This window comes from Dyadobacter sp. CY261, assembly GCF_021440085.1.
Classification (GTDB): domain Bacteria; phylum Bacteroidota; class Bacteroidia; order Cytophagales; family Spirosomataceae; genus Dyadobacter.
On the sequence record NZ_JAKCPW010000007.1, the window covers coordinates 416,182 to 434,000 of the forward strand.

General features: G+C 49.9%; 17 protein-coding genes. 13 read left to right on the forward strand and 4 right to left on the reverse strand.

Going from position 1 to position 17,819, the window contains the following annotated elements; all coding sequences use genetic code 11:
- The first annotated feature begins 162 nt into the window (after positions 1-162).
- Positions 163-1,374, forward strand: a complete 1,212-nt coding sequence (locus LZD49_RS21065; protein ID WP_234669645.1) for a hypothetical protein — start codon at positions 163-165, stop codon at positions 1,372-1,374.
- A gap of 77 nt (positions 1,375-1,451) precedes the next feature.
- Complete coding sequence (locus LZD49_RS21070; protein ID WP_234669646.1) at positions 1,452-2,576, forward strand: hypothetical protein; 1,125 nt, start codon at positions 1,452-1,454, stop codon at positions 2,574-2,576.
- An 11-nt stretch (positions 2,577-2,587) separates the two neighbouring features.
- Here LZD49_RS21070 and LZD49_RS21075 read toward each other — a convergent pair whose 3' ends face one another.
- The 3 genes from LZD49_RS21075 to LZD49_RS21085 all read right to left on the reverse strand — a co-directional run bounded on the left by LZD49_RS21075 (position 2,588) and on the right by LZD49_RS21085 (position 5,206).
- Entirely contained in the window at positions 2,588-3,031 is a 444-nt protein-coding gene (locus LZD49_RS21075; protein WP_234669647.1) for a carboxymuconolactone decarboxylase family protein, read from the reverse strand.
- 68 nt (positions 3,032-3,099) lie between these two features.
- Complete coding sequence (locus LZD49_RS21080; protein ID WP_234669648.1) at positions 3,100-3,690, reverse strand: Crp/Fnr family transcriptional regulator; 591 nt, start codon at positions 3,688-3,690, stop codon at positions 3,100-3,102.
- A 319-nt stretch (positions 3,691-4,009) separates the two neighbouring features.
- Positions 4,010-5,206: a lanthionine synthetase LanC family protein gene (locus LZD49_RS21085; protein ID WP_234669649.1), complete on the reverse strand. Its 1,197-nt coding sequence runs from the start codon at positions 5,204-5,206 to the stop codon at positions 4,010-4,012.
- 301 nt (positions 5,207-5,507) lie between these two features.
- On the opposite strand from LZD49_RS21085, the gene LZD49_RS21090 reads away from it, so the two are divergent.
- From LZD49_RS21090 to LZD49_RS21105, 4 genes are all read left to right on the forward strand, one after another.
- Positions 5,508-8,678: a lantibiotic dehydratase gene (locus LZD49_RS21090; RefSeq protein WP_234669650.1), complete on the forward strand. Its 3,171-nt coding sequence runs from the start codon at positions 5,508-5,510 to the stop codon at positions 8,676-8,678.
- A gap of 132 nt (positions 8,679-8,810) precedes the next feature.
- Positions 8,811-9,620, forward strand: a complete 810-nt coding sequence (locus LZD49_RS21095; RefSeq protein ID WP_234669651.1) for a LytTR family DNA-binding domain-containing protein — start codon at positions 8,811-8,813, stop codon at positions 9,618-9,620.
- Positions 9,621-9,659: 39 nt separating this feature from the next.
- A complete protein-coding gene (locus LZD49_RS21100) occupies positions 9,660-10,775 on the forward strand; it encodes a sensor histidine kinase (protein WP_234669652.1) in 1,116 nt (371 codons plus the stop codon).
- A 116-nt stretch (positions 10,776-10,891) separates the two neighbouring features.
- Entirely contained in the window at positions 10,892-11,044 is a 153-nt protein-coding gene (locus tag LZD49_RS21105) for a hypothetical protein (RefSeq protein ID WP_234669653.1), read from the forward strand.
- 54 nt (positions 11,045-11,098) lie between these two features.
- Here LZD49_RS21105 and LZD49_RS21110 read toward each other — a convergent pair whose 3' ends face one another.
- Entirely contained in the window at positions 11,099-11,893 is a 795-nt protein-coding gene (locus tag LZD49_RS21110) for a response regulator transcription factor (protein ID WP_234669654.1), read from the reverse strand.
- A 319-nt stretch (positions 11,894-12,212) separates the two neighbouring features.
- Between LZD49_RS21110 and LZD49_RS21115 the strand changes: the two genes are divergently transcribed.
- The 7 genes from LZD49_RS21115 to LZD49_RS21145 all read left to right on the forward strand — a co-directional run bounded on the left by LZD49_RS21115 (position 12,213) and on the right by LZD49_RS21145 (position 17,753).
- Complete coding sequence (locus LZD49_RS21115; protein WP_234669655.1) at positions 12,213-12,695, forward strand: MSMEG_0572/Sll0783 family nitrogen starvation response protein; 483 nt, start codon at positions 12,213-12,215, stop codon at positions 12,693-12,695.
- Positions 12,696-12,754: 59 nt separating this feature from the next.
- Positions 12,755-13,723: a Nit6803 family nitrilase gene (locus LZD49_RS21120; protein ID WP_234669656.1), complete on the forward strand. Its 969-nt coding sequence runs from the start codon at positions 12,755-12,757 to the stop codon at positions 13,721-13,723.
- Positions 13,720-14,826, forward strand: coding sequence for an MSMEG_0568 family radical SAM protein (locus LZD49_RS21125; protein ID WP_234669657.1), 1,107 nt, complete (start codon positions 13,720-13,722; stop codon positions 14,824-14,826). Before LZD49_RS21120 ends, LZD49_RS21125 begins: the two co-directional genes overlap by 4 nt.
- A 23-nt stretch (positions 14,827-14,849) precedes the next feature.
- Positions 14,850-15,449, forward strand: coding sequence for an MSMEG_0567/Sll0786 family nitrogen starvation N-acetyltransferase (locus LZD49_RS21130; protein WP_234669658.1), 600 nt, complete (start codon positions 14,850-14,852; stop codon positions 15,447-15,449).
- A gap of 68 nt (positions 15,450-15,517) precedes the next feature.
- Positions 15,518-16,477 (forward strand): sll0787 family AIR synthase-like protein, encoded by a 960-nt coding sequence (locus tag LZD49_RS21135; RefSeq protein ID WP_234669659.1) that lies wholly within the window; start codon positions 15,518-15,520, stop codon positions 16,475-16,477.
- A 5-nt stretch (positions 16,478-16,482) separates the two neighbouring features.
- Positions 16,483-16,782 carry an MSMEG_0570 family nitrogen starvation response protein gene (locus tag LZD49_RS21140; RefSeq protein WP_234669660.1) on the forward strand — a complete coding sequence of 100 codons (300 nt, stop codon included), beginning with the start codon at positions 16,483-16,485 and terminating at the stop codon, positions 16,780-16,782.
- A 56-nt stretch (positions 16,783-16,838) separates the two neighbouring features.
- Entirely contained in the window at positions 16,839-17,753 is a 915-nt protein-coding gene (locus LZD49_RS21145; protein WP_234669661.1) for a methylenetetrahydrofolate reductase, read from the forward strand.
- Positions 17,754-17,819 lie beyond the last annotated feature (66 nt).

Sequence of the window (17,819 nt, forward strand, 5' to 3'; positions counted from 1 at the left end):
CAGGGGTTTTCGAAGAACTATTTCTACTCAACTTTGTCAAACAAAAGCTTTTGTATAGTGGAGATCAGCTACCACTTCAAAAAACGGACCTATCTGTGAGGGTATTTGTTACAGGGGCGGATCCCGGACGTCATACAACGGGGGTTATTTGTGTTTTCAACGATGAGCAATTTCCTAGACTTACAAAATGGCTGGTACAATGGTCTGATCCAAGGATTGGGACAAAGCCAGGATTCTTTTCAGATCATTCAGCCGGCTCCGCCGATTGCAAGTGGCACCGCGGCAAATCCGACGTTCTGGGCTTACTACAACAATATCGCTCCTAAAACCCTGACCTCGCAGTTTGCCGCAAGCGGTGGTAACCAGTTCTACAACAATTACAGAGGCTTGCTCTCGGCGTTGGTCCCTTCGCGGAACATCGACGTAAGAGCAGACATCGGAGCAGCCAATTTCGATGCATGGCAGGCTTATGTGCAAAAACAGCCTACGCTGCCCACCATGAACCAGATTCCGACGATGTTCAGAAACTGGGCGATGTTTTACGCCCCCAACGTAGCCAATATCGGTTCTTCCGACTATGCGGCTATTTTGCTCGACCCTATCGCTACCGCGCAGAATGAGCTGACATTGATCTACACAACTCCAACCGGCCTGCCTCTTGCCTTTGACTGGCAACTCGGCTACCTCGATCTGGTAAATCAGTTGGCTAACAGCCCTTCCCGGTCGTTCTCATTCGACAGCAGTACCATGAATAGCAATGTAAGCAGCTCATGGGCTGGCAGCTCAACTTCCGGATTTTTCGGTTTGTGGGGCGGAAGCAGCTCTACTTCGACGCTCAGCGAGCAATTTGCTTCTAGCCGCATTCAGGTAAGCGCCAGCTTTGACCACATTCTGGTATACTCCAACACCCCGGGTGCATGGTATTATTCATCTGCTATGGGCCTTGCCTATGCTAACCAGACCGGTAATCCATGGAGCTCGCAGTCGTCTATCAACTGGAACAACACGTTTGGGAAAAATGGGAATATGCAGTATTTCTCAGCCAACATCATTGCGGCGTCGGGTATGTCGATCACGATTACGTCGGATGCGAAATATTCCTCCGTTGATCAGCAAACCATTACATCCAGCGGTTCAGCGGGTTTCTGGCCATTCTACTCAGGTGACAGCGGCAGCTCGTCGAGCAACCGTGTTACTTTCAGCGAGAGCGGACAGATGACCATTACCACCAATAGCATCCCTGGTGTGCCTATTGTGTTGGGTGTCAATGTGTTGTCGGCAGGAGAGTTCGTTGGCCATTCTTCAAGCGTCGGCGTTTCGCTTTACGAATCGGCACGCAGCTTTGTGGCGGACAACAATTATGCTACGGTTTAACAATACATAGGGGAAGGCTGGGTAATACCAGCCTTCTTTTTTGACCTCACCCGGATATCCGCAAACCAGGAATCAAAATGATAGCACTAGATACCTCCACCGACGCGGTAACAGCCCTGACAGACGCGTGGTACAACCAGCTGGCAGCAAGCCTGAACTTATCGATCCGGAATTTTCAGCTATTACAATCACCGGCAGTGCCTTCGAGCGATCAGAGCCTTTGGGATTGCTTCAATGTTGTTCCTCCTGTCACCCTCAAATACAACCGCTGGTATTACCATCAGTCGGCCTTTTTTAATCAGTATGCCGCGGTGGTGAATGGGCTGTCGTTTCCCGAAAGTGCTTTCATGAAGGACATCGGGCCTGATGTCTATCTGCAATGGACGGCTTATCTCAATAGCATTACGCCTCCGCCAGCACCCAACATGTTGCCCACTGTTTGGTTTCAGTGGGCCATGCTGCATGCGCCTTCGGTGGCCAACATCGGTCGCTCCGACCTCTCCACACAGTTGCTGATCAGTGGCGCACAGGCAATTCTGGACCCCTATGAAGGCCCGGATGCCCTACCAGCCGATTTTTCGCCTTCTTTTTCAGAATTAAAAAATACGCTTCGCGCCTCCGCAAGAACGAATTTCTCATTTGACTCGACCCAAGGAAACTCCGACGTTTCCAACTCATGGGTACCTGGGGAAGACCCCAACTATTTCGGTATATGGACCGGCAGTTCCGCGGCATTACGGATCAGCAGGAAATTCGCCCTGAGCAAGATCACTATTTCCGCCAGCTTCGACCATTTCGCCGTCATTCCTGTTAGGCCAGGCGCCTGGTACAATTCCAGCCTGCTACACCAGGCATGGGCATCCCAGTCCGTACCACCATGGACCGACGGCTCGAACTGGGCGACCTACTTTGGCGAAAACGGGACCCTTACTCACGCGGTAGGATCGCTGCTGGCAGCCGACGGCATTTCGCTTACGCTCACTTCGGATGCCAACTTTACCACGGAAGAACAGGCGGTCATCAGCGTGTTGGCGGTGATGGGGGACTGGCCTGTTTACTGTCCTGCTGGTTCCACCATTATTAGTAATAGCATCGCAAGCGCGCCAGGATCGCTCACCATCCGTTTTGAAACAGCGCCGGGAAATCCGGTTATATTGGGCTTCAATGTTTTCAATATCGGAAATTATCTGGGCGCTGCGTAGGGAGTTAGTCGCTAAGCGCGCAATGGAGGCTGTAATGTGGTGCTGATTGCGATACGGTTCCAGGTATTGATGGTGGCGATGGCCATGATCACCTGTGCCAGATATTCTTCATCGAATGTTTCTGCCGCGCGTTCGTAAAGCTCCTCGTTAACGCCTTCTTTGTGGATGAACGTGATCGCCTCGGTCAATTCGAGGATCACGCGTTCTTCTTCGGTGAAGAGCGTCGTTTCGCGCCAGGCGTTCAGCAAAAAGATCCGTTGAATGGTTTCTCCCGCTTTCAGTGCATCGGTGGTATGCATGTCGATGCAGTAGGCACAACCATTGATTTGCGACGCTCTGATTTTGATCAGTTCCTGATGCGTTTTGGTCAGTTTGGAAGTGCTTAAATAGTGGCTAAGTCCATACATTGCTTTGTATGCTTGCGGTTGTGTGGCTTCGATATTTACCCTTTTCATCTTGAATTGAATTAGTTGATTAATGGGTCAAAGGTACCCTCGCCGAAACCGAATTTACTTAAACAGGTTTAAGATCGTTTTTTCCGGAGCTCACTCAGATATTCCGGGGTAATGTCGAGGTAAGAGGCAAGCAAATACTGCGGGACACGCTGGACAAAATCGGGAAACTGGCGGGCGAAATGCCGGTAGAGTTCTTCCCGCGAGAAATCCTGCTGATATTTCATCCTGAGCAGGGCCGCGCCATAACCGTACTGATAGATAATCCGGAAATACCGCTCCATTTGCGAAAATGCTGCCAGAAGCGATTGATAGGCATTATGGTCAATCGACAGCACCTCGGCGGGTTCTACTGCCTGTATCGCAAACTCTGTCCGCTGTTTTCGCTCAAACGCCAGGAAATCGGTCAGCCACCAGTTTTCGAGCGCGAACTGCGTGGTCCGCTCGACGCCCTTACTATCTACAAAATACATACGCAGGCAGCCGCGAACGACAAAGAACAGCGTCGTGCATTCACGGTCAGCCTGTTGGATGATTTGTTTTTTTGAGATACGGCTGTGTTTAAAGAATCGTAGCAGCGCGCCCGTGTCGTTGACAGAGGTGCCGGTGATAGCCTTTATATGCTCCGCGAGTTCACGACCTGTGTATTCAGGAAAGTCCATTTGAGATGATATTTGCCCAAATTTATTCGATGCGCTGGTTTCTATAATGATATGTATTTAAAATACTGTCAATGCCACCGAAATCCAGTCCATGCCGTTATAAAGGCCGGTCAACCGTCGGGCCTCGCCAATGTCCTGTAAGAGTCGCCATGCAGATATGGCTTAACAAGCCTGAGCTTGAATTTTAATTGGTATTCCCCGTTTACCCAATAAAAATGCCCCCGAGAAGCATTCAACTACTTGGGGGCATTGCATTTTGGTGGCTTTTTGTTTGCGCAGGTGGTATGGGTAGCAACGCACCAGCAGGGGACGAACACGGTCAAAGCAACCAGATCAGATCATTAAAATCGGCCTTGCCGGGATGCAGCGTCTTGAAGAGGCCGCAGCCAATTCCGATAATACCCTGACTGAACGATAGGTTGGTTTGCGGGTGCCATGGGCTGTCGGCCACTTTATAGCCGGCGTACCCATCGGTATGCAGATCAAACCGAAGGATTTGTTTGTACCAGAAGTTGGCCGTCTGTTGGATATCCGGATCGTTGGTGAGCTGCGCCACACGATCGAACATCAGGGCGAGGCCCGTAGCACCGGAAAGTACGCTGGCGTCTTCCATGGCAAGGATTTCTTCCCAGTCGTGTAACGAACAAGTTTTGAGGATCGCCCGGCCCTCCTGCAACCAGGCAGCTTTGTGAAATGTGGCCCCGGCCCGAAGCAGCGTGTAGCCAGTGCCCATCTCTCCATAATATAGTGACGATGGCGGAGGAGGGGCTTCCTGTGTCATGTCGATGAACTGAAAATCCTGGTATTTCGCGCGTTGTGCCTGCTTATACTTCACCGCTTCCTGAGCGATGTCCTCGAGGGCGCTGGCGGGCACCAGCCCCATTTCAACGATCCTGGACAGGAAAAGTAGTATAGCCGTGGATTCCTGAGTAAAAAAGGGCGAGGTATATTCCGACCTCGGGTCCCATTCGGACTTCCAGTAGCAGCCTTCGGGAGTATGGACCGCGTTTTGTATGATACCCTGTACGAGGTCTTCAATGGCCGATTTCGCACTTCGCTGGCAGTATTGGCTGCGGTGGAGGAAATAGAGCCCGTAACCGAGCGCGCCCTGGGCAAAGCCCCCGATATTGCCTGCGCGTAATTCCAGGCGCAATTTTTTCAATAATATCACGTCTACATCGCCCAGAAAAACATTTGGATCCAGATCGAGTACACCAGTCCGGTGGAGATATTGCACTACGGCACCGAGATCGGTAAAATCCTGGGGATAGGCAGCTTGCGGATCGCCGTCGATCATGTCACAAGCTTGCTCAAATGCTTGCCGCGCTTCGTCCAGGTATTGTTTCTGCCCGGTATGGAGTGCGTACAAATAGTTAAAAACGGATACGCCAAGATAGCCCCGGGAAAAGCCAAAATTGGTAAACTGTTTCCGGTGCATGCTCACAACTTCGTGAATTTCATCGATTTTGGCAGTTGCAATCATAGCTGAAAGTCCAGATATCTCCGATGTAGTCATTATTGCGCTCGTTTTAGGTTTGTAAACAAATATGTGTGTAAATCAGAATGATCGGGAAATTTTTAGACGGATCGCCGTACTATTTAGACGAAGCTTAAAACCGAATTGCCTGGAATGCCCTGATTTGCCTTGCATGAAACTCCTGATGATCCGGAAAATTTCGTCGATGAAACCGGATAATTGGTACAAATATTTTGTCTAACGTGCAATCGTACAGCAAGTTTGAAGAACGTCAGCTAATGCGTTTCCCCTGTTTTTTGAAGACGGGGGCCTTTTAGACGATCTTAACCTGCTAAGCACCATGTCAATTTTATCTCAAGGATTCTTCGTTTTGAGGCGGCCCCTGCTGTCGCTGAATGCCTTTCATGGCTTCAATGAGCGGGTTAATAACAACCCCGAAATGTTTGAGGCGGAACTCATCCGCTTTTTTTCGCAGCCGGCCATGCTGGAAGCGATCTATCTGGCTTCTCCGGAACTATATAGCACATTTACCGGCCTGATCGAGGGCAGGGTAAAGACCGGCGTGGAGAAGCTGTTGATGACTTTGTATAAATATCTGGTCAGGATGACATCCCGCAGCACCCCTTACGGAATGTTTGCCGGATGTGCGATCGGAGAAATCGGGGAAAGCACCAGCATCGAATTCGATACTAACGCCCCCTTTTATACGCATTCCCGACTGGATATGAACTATGTGGCGGAGATGGCAGAGGGCCTTTTGAAAAAGGAAACAATCCGAGGCCGCCTGAAATTTTCCCCGAATTCAAGCCTCTACCGGATCGGAGATACTTATCGTTACGTCGAAAGTTCCCTGAACAATAAGAAGCGGTTTTACACGCTGACTTCCGTGAATGCCAATACTTATCTGGACTGCATTCTCCTCACAGCCAGGCATGGAGCAACTGTCGGAGAACTGGCGGAAAGCATTGTGTCGGGCGACATCAGCCGGCAAGAGGCGAGCCGGTACGTGGACCAGATCATCGATGCGCAGATACTGACCTCCGAACTGGCCGCAACGGTCACCGGAGATGAGTTTTTTGAGACAATTATTGCCAGATTGAACGGTTTGGAAGGCGCGGAGGAAGATGTGGCCCGGTTGAATACCATTGCAGACTTGTTGCAATCGACGGAAGCCGGTGTGTGCAGGTACAAAAAAATAGAATCGGTGATTACACGGCATTTTGCGGCCGCCGGAAGCAAAGACCTTATCCAGACGGATCTTTTTTACAATACGCGGGCGTGTACCATCAGCCAACGCGCCATCGGAACTTTGATGAAGGAGTACAAAAAGATTGAGTTTCTGGGTTACCGGAACCCCCAGCCGGATATGGAGCTGTTTAAAAAACGCTTTCTCGATAGATACGAACAACGTGAAATGCCATTACTGGCCGTGCTGGACAGTGAAACAGGGATTGGTTATGGAGATGCCATACAGGGGGGATCGGATAACCTCCCATTGCTGGACGATGTGCAGTTTCCGGAAGCCGCAAAAGTGAATGCGAAGGAGACTTCGGTGCTGACGAGTTTTCGGGAAGGACTTTACCAACGCGCCATGTTGGAAGGGACAATGTCGGTGTGCCTGACGGATGCCATGCTCGATGAAGTGCGCAAAAGCACCATCCGTGACGGGGAGACGCCTGACAGTTTCTACCTTTTTGGTAACCTCATCGCCACGTCGCAGCAGGATGTCGACAATGGTAACTTCAAATTTGCATTTAATGCAATGGGAGGGCCTTCCGGCTTAAAACTGGTCGGGCGGTTTTGCCACGGAAGTGAGCAGCTCTCTGAATGGGTGCAAAATGCGGTTCGTGAAGAAGAAAGCTGCCGGGAAGACGTGGTCTTTGCCGAAATCGCGCATTTGCCGGAGGCAAGGGTAGGTAACGTATTGATGCGGCCTCATTTCCGGAAATATGAGATACCCTACATGGCAGCTTCTTCTATGCCCGAAGAAAACCGGATTATGCCGCAGGATCTGATGGTATCCGTGTCATTGTCGGGAGAGGTGATCTTGAGATCAAAGCGACTGAATAAACGTGTTTTCCCCAGGCTCACCAATGCGCACAATTTTGCGAACGGGCTACCCGTGTACCGTTTTTTATGCGAGCTGACCTACCAGGATAATTACCAGTATCTGGGGTGGAACTGGGAGCACCTTTCGGCTAGCGTATTTTTGCCAAGGATCGAATACAAGCATTGGGTACTCAGCAAAGCAACCTGGAATATCGGCACGGAGATGTTCGTAAGCCTGGCGGGCAAGCATTCAGTTACCGCGCGTGAATGGAGTGTCGTGCGCAAGGCTTACAACATCCCTCGTTTCGTACAGCTTCGACAGGGCGACAATGAGTTCCTGATCGACGGCGAATCGGATTTTTCTGTACAAGTGCTATGCGATTCGATCCGGAAGTTTGGCCATGCAAGCCTGACCGAATTTCTGGAAGGGGACGAAAATGGCTTGTTACAAGCGCACGGAAACCGGTATGTAAATGAGGTTTTAATACCCTTCCTGCATCGAAAAGAGCCCTCGCTTACCAAGCAATCATTGAAAAAGCAGCCAGCCATACCGTTGCCCGAAATGACCAAACGAAATTTTATCGCCGGGAGTGAATGGTTATACGTGAAAATTTATGCCGGCACAAAAACGGCCGACCGGCTTTTAACTTCGGTTATCAAGCCGTTGGCCGATCGCCTGATAGCCGGAGGAGTCATTGAAAAGTGGTTTTTCGTCCGCTACCATGATCCCAATCACCACATAAGGCTCAGGTTTTACAATGGTACCCGATTGTGGTTTTGGCACGCGGTATTGATGGAGCTCAATACGCTGATAGACCCATTGCTCGCTGAGGGGACTGTCCATAAAATCCAGATCGATACTTATAAAAGGGAGCTGGAACGTTACGGGGATTACCAGTATGAGGAAGTGGAATCCATCTTCTTCGCCGATAGTCAGGCAACTGCTGGTTTTCTGAATATGCTAAATGGGGATGAAGGAGAGCGCTACCGCTGGCTGATAGGCATGAGAGCGACGGATATGTTGCTCACCGACCTGGGTTTTGGTCCCGAAGAAAAAAAGAAACTGGTGACACACTTACAGGAAAATTTCTTTCGGGAATTCCGAGGCGATACGCAGCTGAGCATTCAGTTGAATAACAAATACCGCGCTCATTCCGACGCGATCCAAAGTTTTCTCGACCCGCGTCAGGATGCAGCCAACAATATCACAGGTGCTATCCGGCCCTTCAGGGAACGGTCGGCACGTATCAAAAACTCCATGAAAATCCTGGCCCCGGCTATGGAAATTTCGGTGGGAGATTTGGCGGTCAGTCTTATTCATATGTTCATCAACCGCCTGTTTGTTTCCAGGCAGCGGGAACACGAGTTGGTTATTTACCATTACTTAAAAAAGTACTACGACTTCCGATTGGCCAAAAGGCGAAAATTGTTGGTAGCGACATTGTCCAGCGGTAACAACTAATGATAAATTGAATCATAATGCTCATATTTGCTGAAAAGAATTAACCGCATTTGGGTTTTGTTGACGTTTTAAAGCACGATTTGCTTTATCTGTGTAGCACGATCATAAATCGCAATTCGGATCAGTTTAAATATGGGAGGAAAAATCAGTTGCCTCATTGTCGACGATGAGGAGCCGGCTCATGAAGTTCTTAAATTCCTGATTGCAAAGCTAAGTTGGCTCGACTACGCGGGTAGTTGTTACAATGCGATAGAAGCAATTGATATGATAGCCGAAATCAAGCCGGATATCATCTTCCTGGATGTGAATATGCCCGAACTTTCAGGTCTGGACCTGCTTAGTATTATTAAGGCGCCGGACTCGCACGTGATCATGACCACAGCCTATCCCCAATATGCCGTCGACGGGTTCACCTTCGATGTTACCTCCTTTTTGTTGAAACCAATTGCATTCGACCGGTTTCTGAGGGCAGTCACCAAAGTGAGGCGGCTGATGGGAAATCAGATATTATTGGAAAAGGGGCGCGCAGGAATGGAATCAGACGGTTCTCCCTCCGAAGTGACGCCGACAGAGCCTGTGAATAACAATCACATGGCACCCGAACACAGGGCCGACACCGGGCAGGAAGAGTATATGTGGATCCGCGCCGACAGGAAAATGTTTTGCGTTTGGTTCAAAGACATTTACTTTGTGGAGGGGCTAAAAGATTATGTTAAAGTATATTATGCCAACGGAGTGCTGGTGACGCTGGCCTCCATGGCCGCCATGATGGCAAGGTTACCATCGCCGCCGTTCGTTAGGACACACCGCTCGTATATTGTCAACCGCAACATGATTAAAATGATCGAAGGGAATATGGTTACCATGTTAAATGGCATGAAAGTATCGATCGCCGTTTCGCCAACGCGTGACGACGTGTTCAGGCAATTAACAGAAAAATAGATTCCTGGTGTGGTGAATAATAGTACGAATAAGAGATCATTGATTGAACGTCTTTTGTTCCCGCGTACGCAGGGGCTCAGGGTCACGTATCACGTTTTATTCTGGTTGCTATTCGTGCTGCTGCATTATGCATATGCGTTGCCGACATTAGCCCAAAAGGCGACAGATAGCAGTGTAACCATCACAGGCTTTTTTTACTTCCTGAAAATTATCCCCGAGTATTATTTTTGCATCGGGCTGTATAGCGTTCTCAATAAGTACATCCGCGGATTTTTACTCTTCTGCATTCTTTTCCTTTCAGCGATCCTGCTGAACCATGTTTTTTCTATCGGGTTGTTCCTGGCCGTGGATTATGCTTTTGGGCTGGAAAATATGCCTGACCGGTTCAGACTGTTTGGGAATTTGTACCTCTCGCCGTTCCATTTCTGGGAGTGGGGTTCCTGGCTGGTATTTTCCAACGACCTGTCCGAAGCCCAGTTTATGATCCTGCCGGCGGCCCTGAAAATGGCCAAGTTTGCGGCGAGCGAGAACGTCATGCGGCAGAAGCTCGAGAATGAAGCGTTGACCATGGAGCTGAAAGCGCTCAAATCGCAGATCAACCCGCATTTTGTGTTCAACGTTCTCAATGCAGCCTATGCCAAAATTTTGCCTATTTCGGAAGATGCATCCGAATATCTGCTAAAAGTTTCCGAAATACTCCGGTTTTCGCTCTATGAGATGAATGACGAATTCATCAGGCTGGAAAGAGAACTTGCCTATATGAATCTGTATGTGGAACTCGAATCTGTCCGGAGCAACAGGCGATGCAAAGTCAATGTGATACAGGAGGGAGAGATACTGGATACGCACCGCATTCCGACCCTTTCGCTCATTACCCTGGTGGAGAATGCTTTCAAACATGGTGTGCACGCCACCCGCCACGACTGCTTCGTCGATATCACGATTTCGGTTTCATCCGGTGTGCTGGAATTCGTCATCGCTAACAGTAAGCCAAAGAGCATATTGCCGGTGCGTTCGGCAAAAAAGCCAAGTGGGGGGATCGGGCTGATCAACCTCGAAAGACGCTTGGGAATTTACTATCCCGGAGGGTACAAATTTGAGCGATCAGAAACCGAAGATGTGTTTCAGGTTTTAGTGCAAATGCCAGTAAATTAGGTGATTACGTAGAAATTCGGCCTTTGGTCGAGGGGGGCTGCCGTTTGGTATAAAAAGATAAAGTGCTGTGCTTTTACAGGCTTATTTCGTGGTGTAAACTAACCACAATTGTCTGTATGAAAAAGCAAACTGCTATCCCTGAGAAGCTGGAACTGGTCAAATACACAGTCGCACGGTTGAATGGCCCATCGCGGGCAGCTGGTAATAAGAATCTCATCGATTACGATACCACTGCCAGTACGCTTTTATGCAGAGGGTTCATGATCTGACATGCACCTGATGCCTCACAGGACCTATGGCGGCAGCGCCACAGGTCCTGTTCGTTATAAATACCCCTTCTCACGTGCAAAGGCGATAAGCTCCACTGTTTTCTTCACGTTGGCCTTTTTCATCAGGCTTTTCCGGTGGGTATTAACAGTATTCAGGCTGATAAATAGCTTTTCACCTATTTCCGTACTGGAATAACCCTCAATGAGGAGCTGCAAAATTTCCAGTTCACGATCGCTGAAAATACCCGTTTTCTTATTGGCATATTGGTAAAGAAACTGCGGAAATTTCTCGCTTTTCGGACCAAACATGTGCCACCGTATCCGGATCGAATCCAGAATATTGGTCATATCCGTGCATAAACTCAGATAAGCCTCAATCTCATGGCGTTCATTCAGGATCATGACGGAGCTTTGCCGTAGGATCGGAACGTAAACATCGTCCGAGTTCTTGATCCGGTAATTGATGTGGAAGTTGCTTTCAAATGGAACGAGGTCGGCCGCGTGCGAGGTCACAAATGAGAGCAATGCCTTGGATACATTGAAATAAGTCACACGGTCGTCAACATGGATGTTCCGCACAAAAAAGTCGGCCGTCAGCTCCTGGAATCTGAAGCCCAGGCATTCCTCAAAACCTTTGTGATAAAACTTGCCAGTCTTAATGTGGTGAATATATAGGAACTGGTTGTGAAATAATTGTATATTTTTAATGTATTCTAATATTCGCAGATGCACTTCGCTTTCCCTGTCTAGCGACTGGGAGGTCATATTCACCAGAAAGCTTTTGAATTTATTTCCCTCAATGGCGACCGAGTCGTCGGGTACGCCAAGCCTGGGTGCTTGATTGTTCATTTTCAAATAACTCGAAAAATTGGATCAGATTTTACTGAAATTGGTATCTAAAAATGTGAAACCCGCGAATCTGAGTTTTAATTTAGATAAAAATCGTTGTAATTTTTGCAAATTGGGAGAAATATAACCTTTTCTGGTGATTGACATCACCTCTGGTTTGTGTGTAGTTTTGTATCGTTAGCAAAATAAGATTTGGCGCTAATTTATTTACGCCAAAGCTTGTCAAAGACGGGATTTTGGCAATGGGCAGGGTAGGTACCCCCTTTCCTCAGAATCTCTGAAATTGTATTTTTTCAATTCACCAAAAACGATCACGTCTATGCCTAAGGTAGAATTAGAACCGCACAAAAAGGGGGATTACTTCGTCGATTATGAAGACAAGGTATTTGAAGATGTCAAAGCAGAACCAGGCCAGAAGGCGCTCGTTACATTCCATACAGTGGCTTTTGAAGGATCTATCGGTTTAGTTAACATTTTGACAGCCACACGTTTGCTCCGAAAAGGTTATGAAACCTCTATTCTGCTGTACGGTCCGGGCGTAACGCTGGGCTTGCAGCGCGGGTTTCCGAAGATCGGTGATGAGGCTTTCCCGGGCCATCTGGTTTACGGCGAGCGCCTCACCAAATTCATGGGCGAAGGCGGTAAGGTATATGCTTGCCGTTTCGCATTGCAGGCATTATACGGCCATGGTGAACCATCGCTTATCCCCGGTATTATACCGATAAGCCCGTTGGATGTGCTCGATATTCAATTGATACACAATAGAGAAGGCGCATTTATGGTGCATTCCTGGACCTTGTAGGTTCGAGCGTTGTTGACGGTCGATCCGGATCGGAATAAGGATCAATAACCTTGCATGAAATGGCTTCAAAGAAAATTATTAAAGCTGCGGCGGCGCAAATCAAACCGGTACTTTTCAGCGGTATCTCGACCACTGAAAAAGTATGCGACACGATCCGGACGGCTGCTGCGCAGGGGGCGGATATCATCGTGTTTCCCGAGACGTTCGTACCCTACTACCCTTATTTCTCGTTTATCACACCCCCCGTTTTCCAGGGTAAGGACCATCTGAAACTCTATGAGGAATCGGTGGTCGTGCCTGGTCCGCTTACCGATATGGTAGGGCAGGCTGCGCGAGCATGCAATATAGTGGTGGTGCTCGGTGTGAACGAGCGCGACCATGGCTCGCTGTTCAATACGCAACTCATTTACGATACCACCGGCGAGATCGTCCTGAAACGCCGGAAAATTACGCCGACTTACCATGAACGCATGATCTGGGGCCAGGGCGACGGCAGCGGACTACGGGCCGTGGACACTTCCATTGCACGAATCGGCGCGCTGGCGTGCTGGGAGCATTATAACCCGCTGGCCCGCTATTCGCTCATGGCGGATCATGAAGAAATCCATTGCAGCCAGTTTCCGGGTTCTCTTGTTGGCCAGATATTCGGCGATCAGATGGAAGTTACGATCCGCCACCACGCATTGGAATCGGGCTGTTTTGTGATCAACTCGACGGGTTGGCTGGACGATGATCAGATCAACACGCTCACGACGGACCCGAAATTGCAAAAATCACTGCGGGGCGGTTGCATGACGGCGATCATTTCACCCGAGGGCGTGCATTTGTGCGAGCCGCTGACGCAAGGAGAAGGCATCATTTATGCCGATCTGGACATGGCACTGATCACCAAACGCAAGCGGATGATGGATTCGGTGGGCCATTATTCCCGCCCGGAATTGCTCTCGCTGCATTTGAATAAGGCCTCGCAGGACGTAATGTCGGTGAAAGAAGTGGTTACGGAGGACGAAAAATGGATAGACCTATGAAAACCGACGAACTGCTTATTGCGCTGCAAACCTACGGCCTTCGGCTGGAAAGCGGCCAGCAAATCCTGGGAAGGCGGGGCGGGGCGGGGCCTACCGATCACAAGGCGGTGCGCATTGCCGGAACGACCATTATGGTGCCGGTGTACAACCTGGCCTCGGACCGTTCGCCCTTTACCGCGACGCTGCCGGATGACTTCGGTACGATCACGATTATGAAGGAAGGCGAACCGGTCGGCTACGGCTTGTTTCCAAAGGCACCTGAGTTTTACAAGCATTTCAGCTCCGATGGCGTGCCGTTCTGGAAAATCGCACAGTTGCATAGCCACAATGTGCTGGCAACGACTGTTTTACAGAATTGCATTCGGTATAACGACAAAGATACGTCCTGCCAGTTCTGCGCCATCGGCGAATCGTTGAAAAACCAGACTACCATCCCGTTCAAGAAGCCGCATCACCTGGCCGAAGTTGCGAAAGCGGCCTACGAAATGGATGGCATCGAGCAGTTTGTGATCACCACCGGCACACCCGCTACACCCGATCGCGGCGCGAAAATTTTGTATGAAAGCGTCATGGCCATCAAAAAGGTGTTGCCCGATCTGCCGATTCAGGTGCAATGCGAGCCGCCGGACGATTTTAGCTGGTTTCAGAAATTGAAAGATGCGGGCGCGGATACGCTCGGTATGCACCTGGAAGCTGTGGAAGAGGAAGTGCGCCAGCGCATTATGAAGGGCAAAGCGGAAGTGCCGCTTGATTATTACATGAATGCATTCGAAGCGGCGGTGGCTGTTTTTGGTCGTGGCCAGGTGTCGACCTACCTGCTGGCCGGCTTAGGCGATGCCGCCGAAAGTATCATCGATATGAGCCGGGTCTTGACCGAAATAGGCGTATATCCTTTTGTAGTGCCATTCGTGCCGGTAAAGAATACACCGTTGCAAAACCATCCGGCACCCGACAGGCATTTTATGAAAACCGTGCTGTCGGAAGTAGGGCAAATGCTGGCCGAAGCCGATCTGACGTCGGACAAAATGAAGTCGGGCTGCGGCAAATGCGGCGCCTGCTCGACGCTGAAAGTGTATGAGAAAAAAGCTTTGGAAGTAGCATAACAAAAACATAAACCGATACGGCGATGATCATCGAAACCCCGCTACCGTACAAATGTAAATTTATCACGTTCGACTTTGCCTACGAGCCCTGGCAGCGACGGCAATACTGGGAGCTAAGGAAAAAGATCTTCTGCGACGAACAGCAGATTTTCCGGGATAGCGACCGAGATGGTATCGACGAAAGGGCGATCCCGATCGTGGCCGAATGCAGTTGCGGGGGCGCGCTGGACGAAGTGATCGGGGTCGTGCGGATCGACGAGCGTGAGCCGGGCGTGTGGTTTGGAAGCCGGCTTGGTGTCGCGGAATTGTATCGGCTGATTGCCGGGTTCAACTCGGACAAGTTGTTTGACGGAAATATTCCTGTAAATCCTTTTACGCTCGGCATCGGAGCGGGGTTGATCTTCAAGGCTGTTTCCACGGCCCGTGCGCTGGGTTGCAGGGAGTTTTACGCGCACATTCAGGTGCAGAATGTCAAGTTGTTTCAACGGCTGCACTGGCGTGTGCTGGATACAGTGACGATGCATGGCATCGAGCATGCATTCATGCAGGCCGACCTGGATTACTATCCGCCTTCGGCTGTATCGCTGACGCAGCTTGCCAAATGGCAGCAGATCAGCGCATAGACGAAACAGCTTTTTGGGCAGGCATGAGCCGCTTATGTGTTTTTGGATTGATTATCAGGTTAAGATCAATGGAATTGAAAGAAATCGTAAATGCATTGTCGGCGAATCCTTTGGTACAGGATAAACTGTTGATTGAAAGGACCTACACGCATTCCGGGACTTCTACTTTCATCGACCCTGCGAACCTGCTGCTGGAAGCGGTGGATACTCATTTCGAGATCAGGAATGGCGACGACTGTGCAGCAATCCCAAATGGCGACGGCACTTACACGCTTTTTGCCGCGGAGGGCATTATTCAGAATTTCGTGCGCAACTCGCCCTGGTTTGCCGGATACTCCGCGGTGATGGTCAATATTAGTGACATATGCTCAATGGGCGGCTTGCCGGTAGCTGTAACGAACGTGTTGTGGGCGAAAGACCAAACTGCCAGTGAGGAAATCTGGAATGGGATGGTACAGGCGAGCACCGATTACGGCGTCCCGATCGTGGGCGGGCATACCTGCTACGGCAATGAGTTGAACCTGGCCGTTTCCATTATCGGCAAAGCGAGAAAGCTGCTTACCAGCTTCGATGCCAAAGCCGGTGACCGGTTGCTGATGGCGATCGATATGGATGGTGCCTATTTCGAGCATTACCCGTTCTGGAATGCGAGTACCACCAGTGCACCCGCGAAATTGCGGCGGAATATGCGGTTTATGTATGAGATAGCGGAGGCAGGGCTTTGCCGTGCGGCAAAAGATATCAGTATGGGAGGGATTGTAGGGACGTTGGGAATGCTGATGCGGACTTCGCAAAAAGGGGCGGTCATCGATCTCGATCGGGTGCCGGTCCCGGAAAATGTGGATTTACTGAAATGGCTGGTTAGTTTTCCGAGCTATGGATACCTGCTCACAGCGCCGGAAGAGCATGTCGACGCGATCATCGGGAAATTCAGCTCCGGTGGGATTACCTGCATGTCGATCGGCGAGATCAACGAAACCAGCAGGATCGCTTTATTCCAAAATAATGAAACAGCGTTTATCAACTAGAATTCATGCCGGAAACCTATCTGAAAGTGCAGCTTCCCAACGACCGCGAGGAAGTAATATATTCGCCGTCGACGATCATTAAACAATATTTTGAACAGGCATCGGTGATGTCGCTGGACGACTTCCAAAACAATTGCAGCCAGGCGCTCCACCACGCCAGCAACCGCGTTTACGAACGTTTCGGCTACGAATGCACCTCCGCCATGGGCGAACTCGCGAGGGTGAATGGCCTGGTGGAAAGGATACGGAAAGAGGCAGCAGAGGGAGCGAGGTTGGAGGTGGTTATTGTTTCCATGAGTGAGTGAATTGAATCACTCAATCACTCATTCACTCATTCAAAATTCACTCATTCAAATTTACCATGTCCCTAAGCTCTAAATTCTCCTCGCTTCTTGCATCCGACAAGTTCATTACGTCGGCTGAGCTTACTCCTCCGCGGCATTTCGACTTGACGAAGTTTATGGAGCATGCGCGGATTATTAACGAGTATGTGGATGTGGTGCAGATTAATGATCACCTGCTTTCACGCGCCCGGATGAGCAATGTGATCCCGGCTTTGCATTGCAAAAATGCCGGAATGGAACCGATCTTGCAATTCACATTGCGCCATAAGAACAGGATCGCATTGCAGGGAGATTTGCTTGCATTCGCCAACCTCGGGCTCGAAAATGTGATCATCCTGGGCGGTTATCCCTGTTCCATCGGCTCGGACCCTACGGCCAAGGATGCGTCGGACATGGGCAGCGTGGAAGCTATCGAAAAGATCGTCGCACTGTCGGAGCATGGCCGGATGTTCAACGGGGACGTGATCAGCCCCGCGCCGGCTTTCTGTGTCGGGACGATTGATTTTCCGTGTTCCCCTGAGAAAATGGACCAAAGTTTTGAACGGCTGGAAAAGAAGATCGAGGCGGGTGCGAAATACATTCAGGTACAGGCGGTGTTTGAACTTGGGCCTATGGAGCTCTGGATGAAGGAAGTGGTAAGAAGAGGGCTTCATCAAAGGGCACGCTTCATTGGTGCCGTATTTCCGTTCAGCGGTGCGGAGCGATTGCACATTTTGAAGGAAATTCCCGGGCTCGATATCCCGCAGCATTTGCTCGAAAGGATTGAAAGTCATAACAGCGAAGCGGAAAGTTTGGCGGTTACCCTCGAATTAATCAACGGTATCAGGGCCATGGAAGGGATTTCCGGGCTGCATATCCGTTCTATCGGCGCAGAAGATTGGGTGCCGCGCGTTATTACGGCGGCCGGTTTGGGAGGGGAGTTGGTATACTGACTTACGTATATAGTACCAGGTTGATTCTGCATTGGGCGGTTGGTTCACTTCGGGATCGAATTGCCT

Excerpts from the sequence above, each read along its gene's own strand:
- LZD49_RS21105 (WP_234669653.1), top strand. The coding sequence starts at position 10,892 with ATGAAAAAGCAAACTGCTATCCCTGAGAAGCTGGAACTGGTCAAATAC.
- LZD49_RS21140 (WP_234669660.1), top strand. The coding sequence starts at position 16,483 with ATGCCGGAAACCTATCTGAAAGTGCAGCTTCCCAACGACCGCGAGGAA.
- LZD49_RS21110 (WP_234669654.1), bottom strand. The coding sequence starts at position 11,893 with ATGAACAATCAAGCACCCAGGCTTGGCGTACCCGACGACTCGGTCGCC.
- LZD49_RS21120 (WP_234669656.1), top strand. The coding sequence starts at position 12,755 with ATGGCTTCAAAGAAAATTATTAAAGCTGCGGCGGCGCAAATCAAACCG.
- LZD49_RS21070 (WP_234669646.1), top strand. The coding sequence starts at position 1,452 with ATGATAGCACTAGATACCTCCACCGACGCGGTAACAGCCCTGACAGAC.
- LZD49_RS21095 (WP_234669651.1), top strand. The coding sequence starts at position 8,811 with ATGGGAGGAAAAATCAGTTGCCTCATTGTCGACGATGAGGAGCCGGCT.
- LZD49_RS21080 (WP_234669648.1), bottom strand. The coding sequence starts at position 3,690 with ATGGACTTTCCTGAATACACAGGTCGTGAACTCGCGGAGCATATAAAG.
- LZD49_RS21125 (WP_234669657.1), top strand. The coding sequence starts at position 13,720 with ATGAAAACCGACGAACTGCTTATTGCGCTGCAAACCTACGGCCTTCGG.
- LZD49_RS21130 (WP_234669658.1), top strand. The coding sequence starts at position 14,850 with ATGATCATCGAAACCCCGCTACCGTACAAATGTAAATTTATCACGTTC.
- LZD49_RS21145 (WP_234669661.1), top strand. The coding sequence starts at position 16,839 with ATGTCCCTAAGCTCTAAATTCTCCTCGCTTCTTGCATCCGACAAGTTC.
- LZD49_RS21135 (WP_234669659.1), top strand. The coding sequence starts at position 15,518 with ATGGAATTGAAAGAAATCGTAAATGCATTGTCGGCGAATCCTTTGGTA.
- LZD49_RS21115 (WP_234669655.1), top strand. The coding sequence starts at position 12,213 with ATGCCTAAGGTAGAATTAGAACCGCACAAAAAGGGGGATTACTTCGTC.
- LZD49_RS21085 (WP_234669649.1), bottom strand. The coding sequence starts at position 5,206 with ATGACTACATCGGAGATATCTGGACTTTCAGCTATGATTGCAACTGCC.
- LZD49_RS21065 (WP_234669645.1), top strand. The coding sequence starts at position 163 with ATGAGCAATTTCCTAGACTTACAAAATGGCTGGTACAATGGTCTGATC.
- LZD49_RS21075 (WP_234669647.1), bottom strand. The coding sequence starts at position 3,031 with ATGAAAAGGGTAAATATCGAAGCCACACAACCGCAAGCATACAAAGCA.
- LZD49_RS21090 (WP_234669650.1), top strand. The coding sequence starts at position 5,508 with ATGTCAATTTTATCTCAAGGATTCTTCGTTTTGAGGCGGCCCCTGCTG.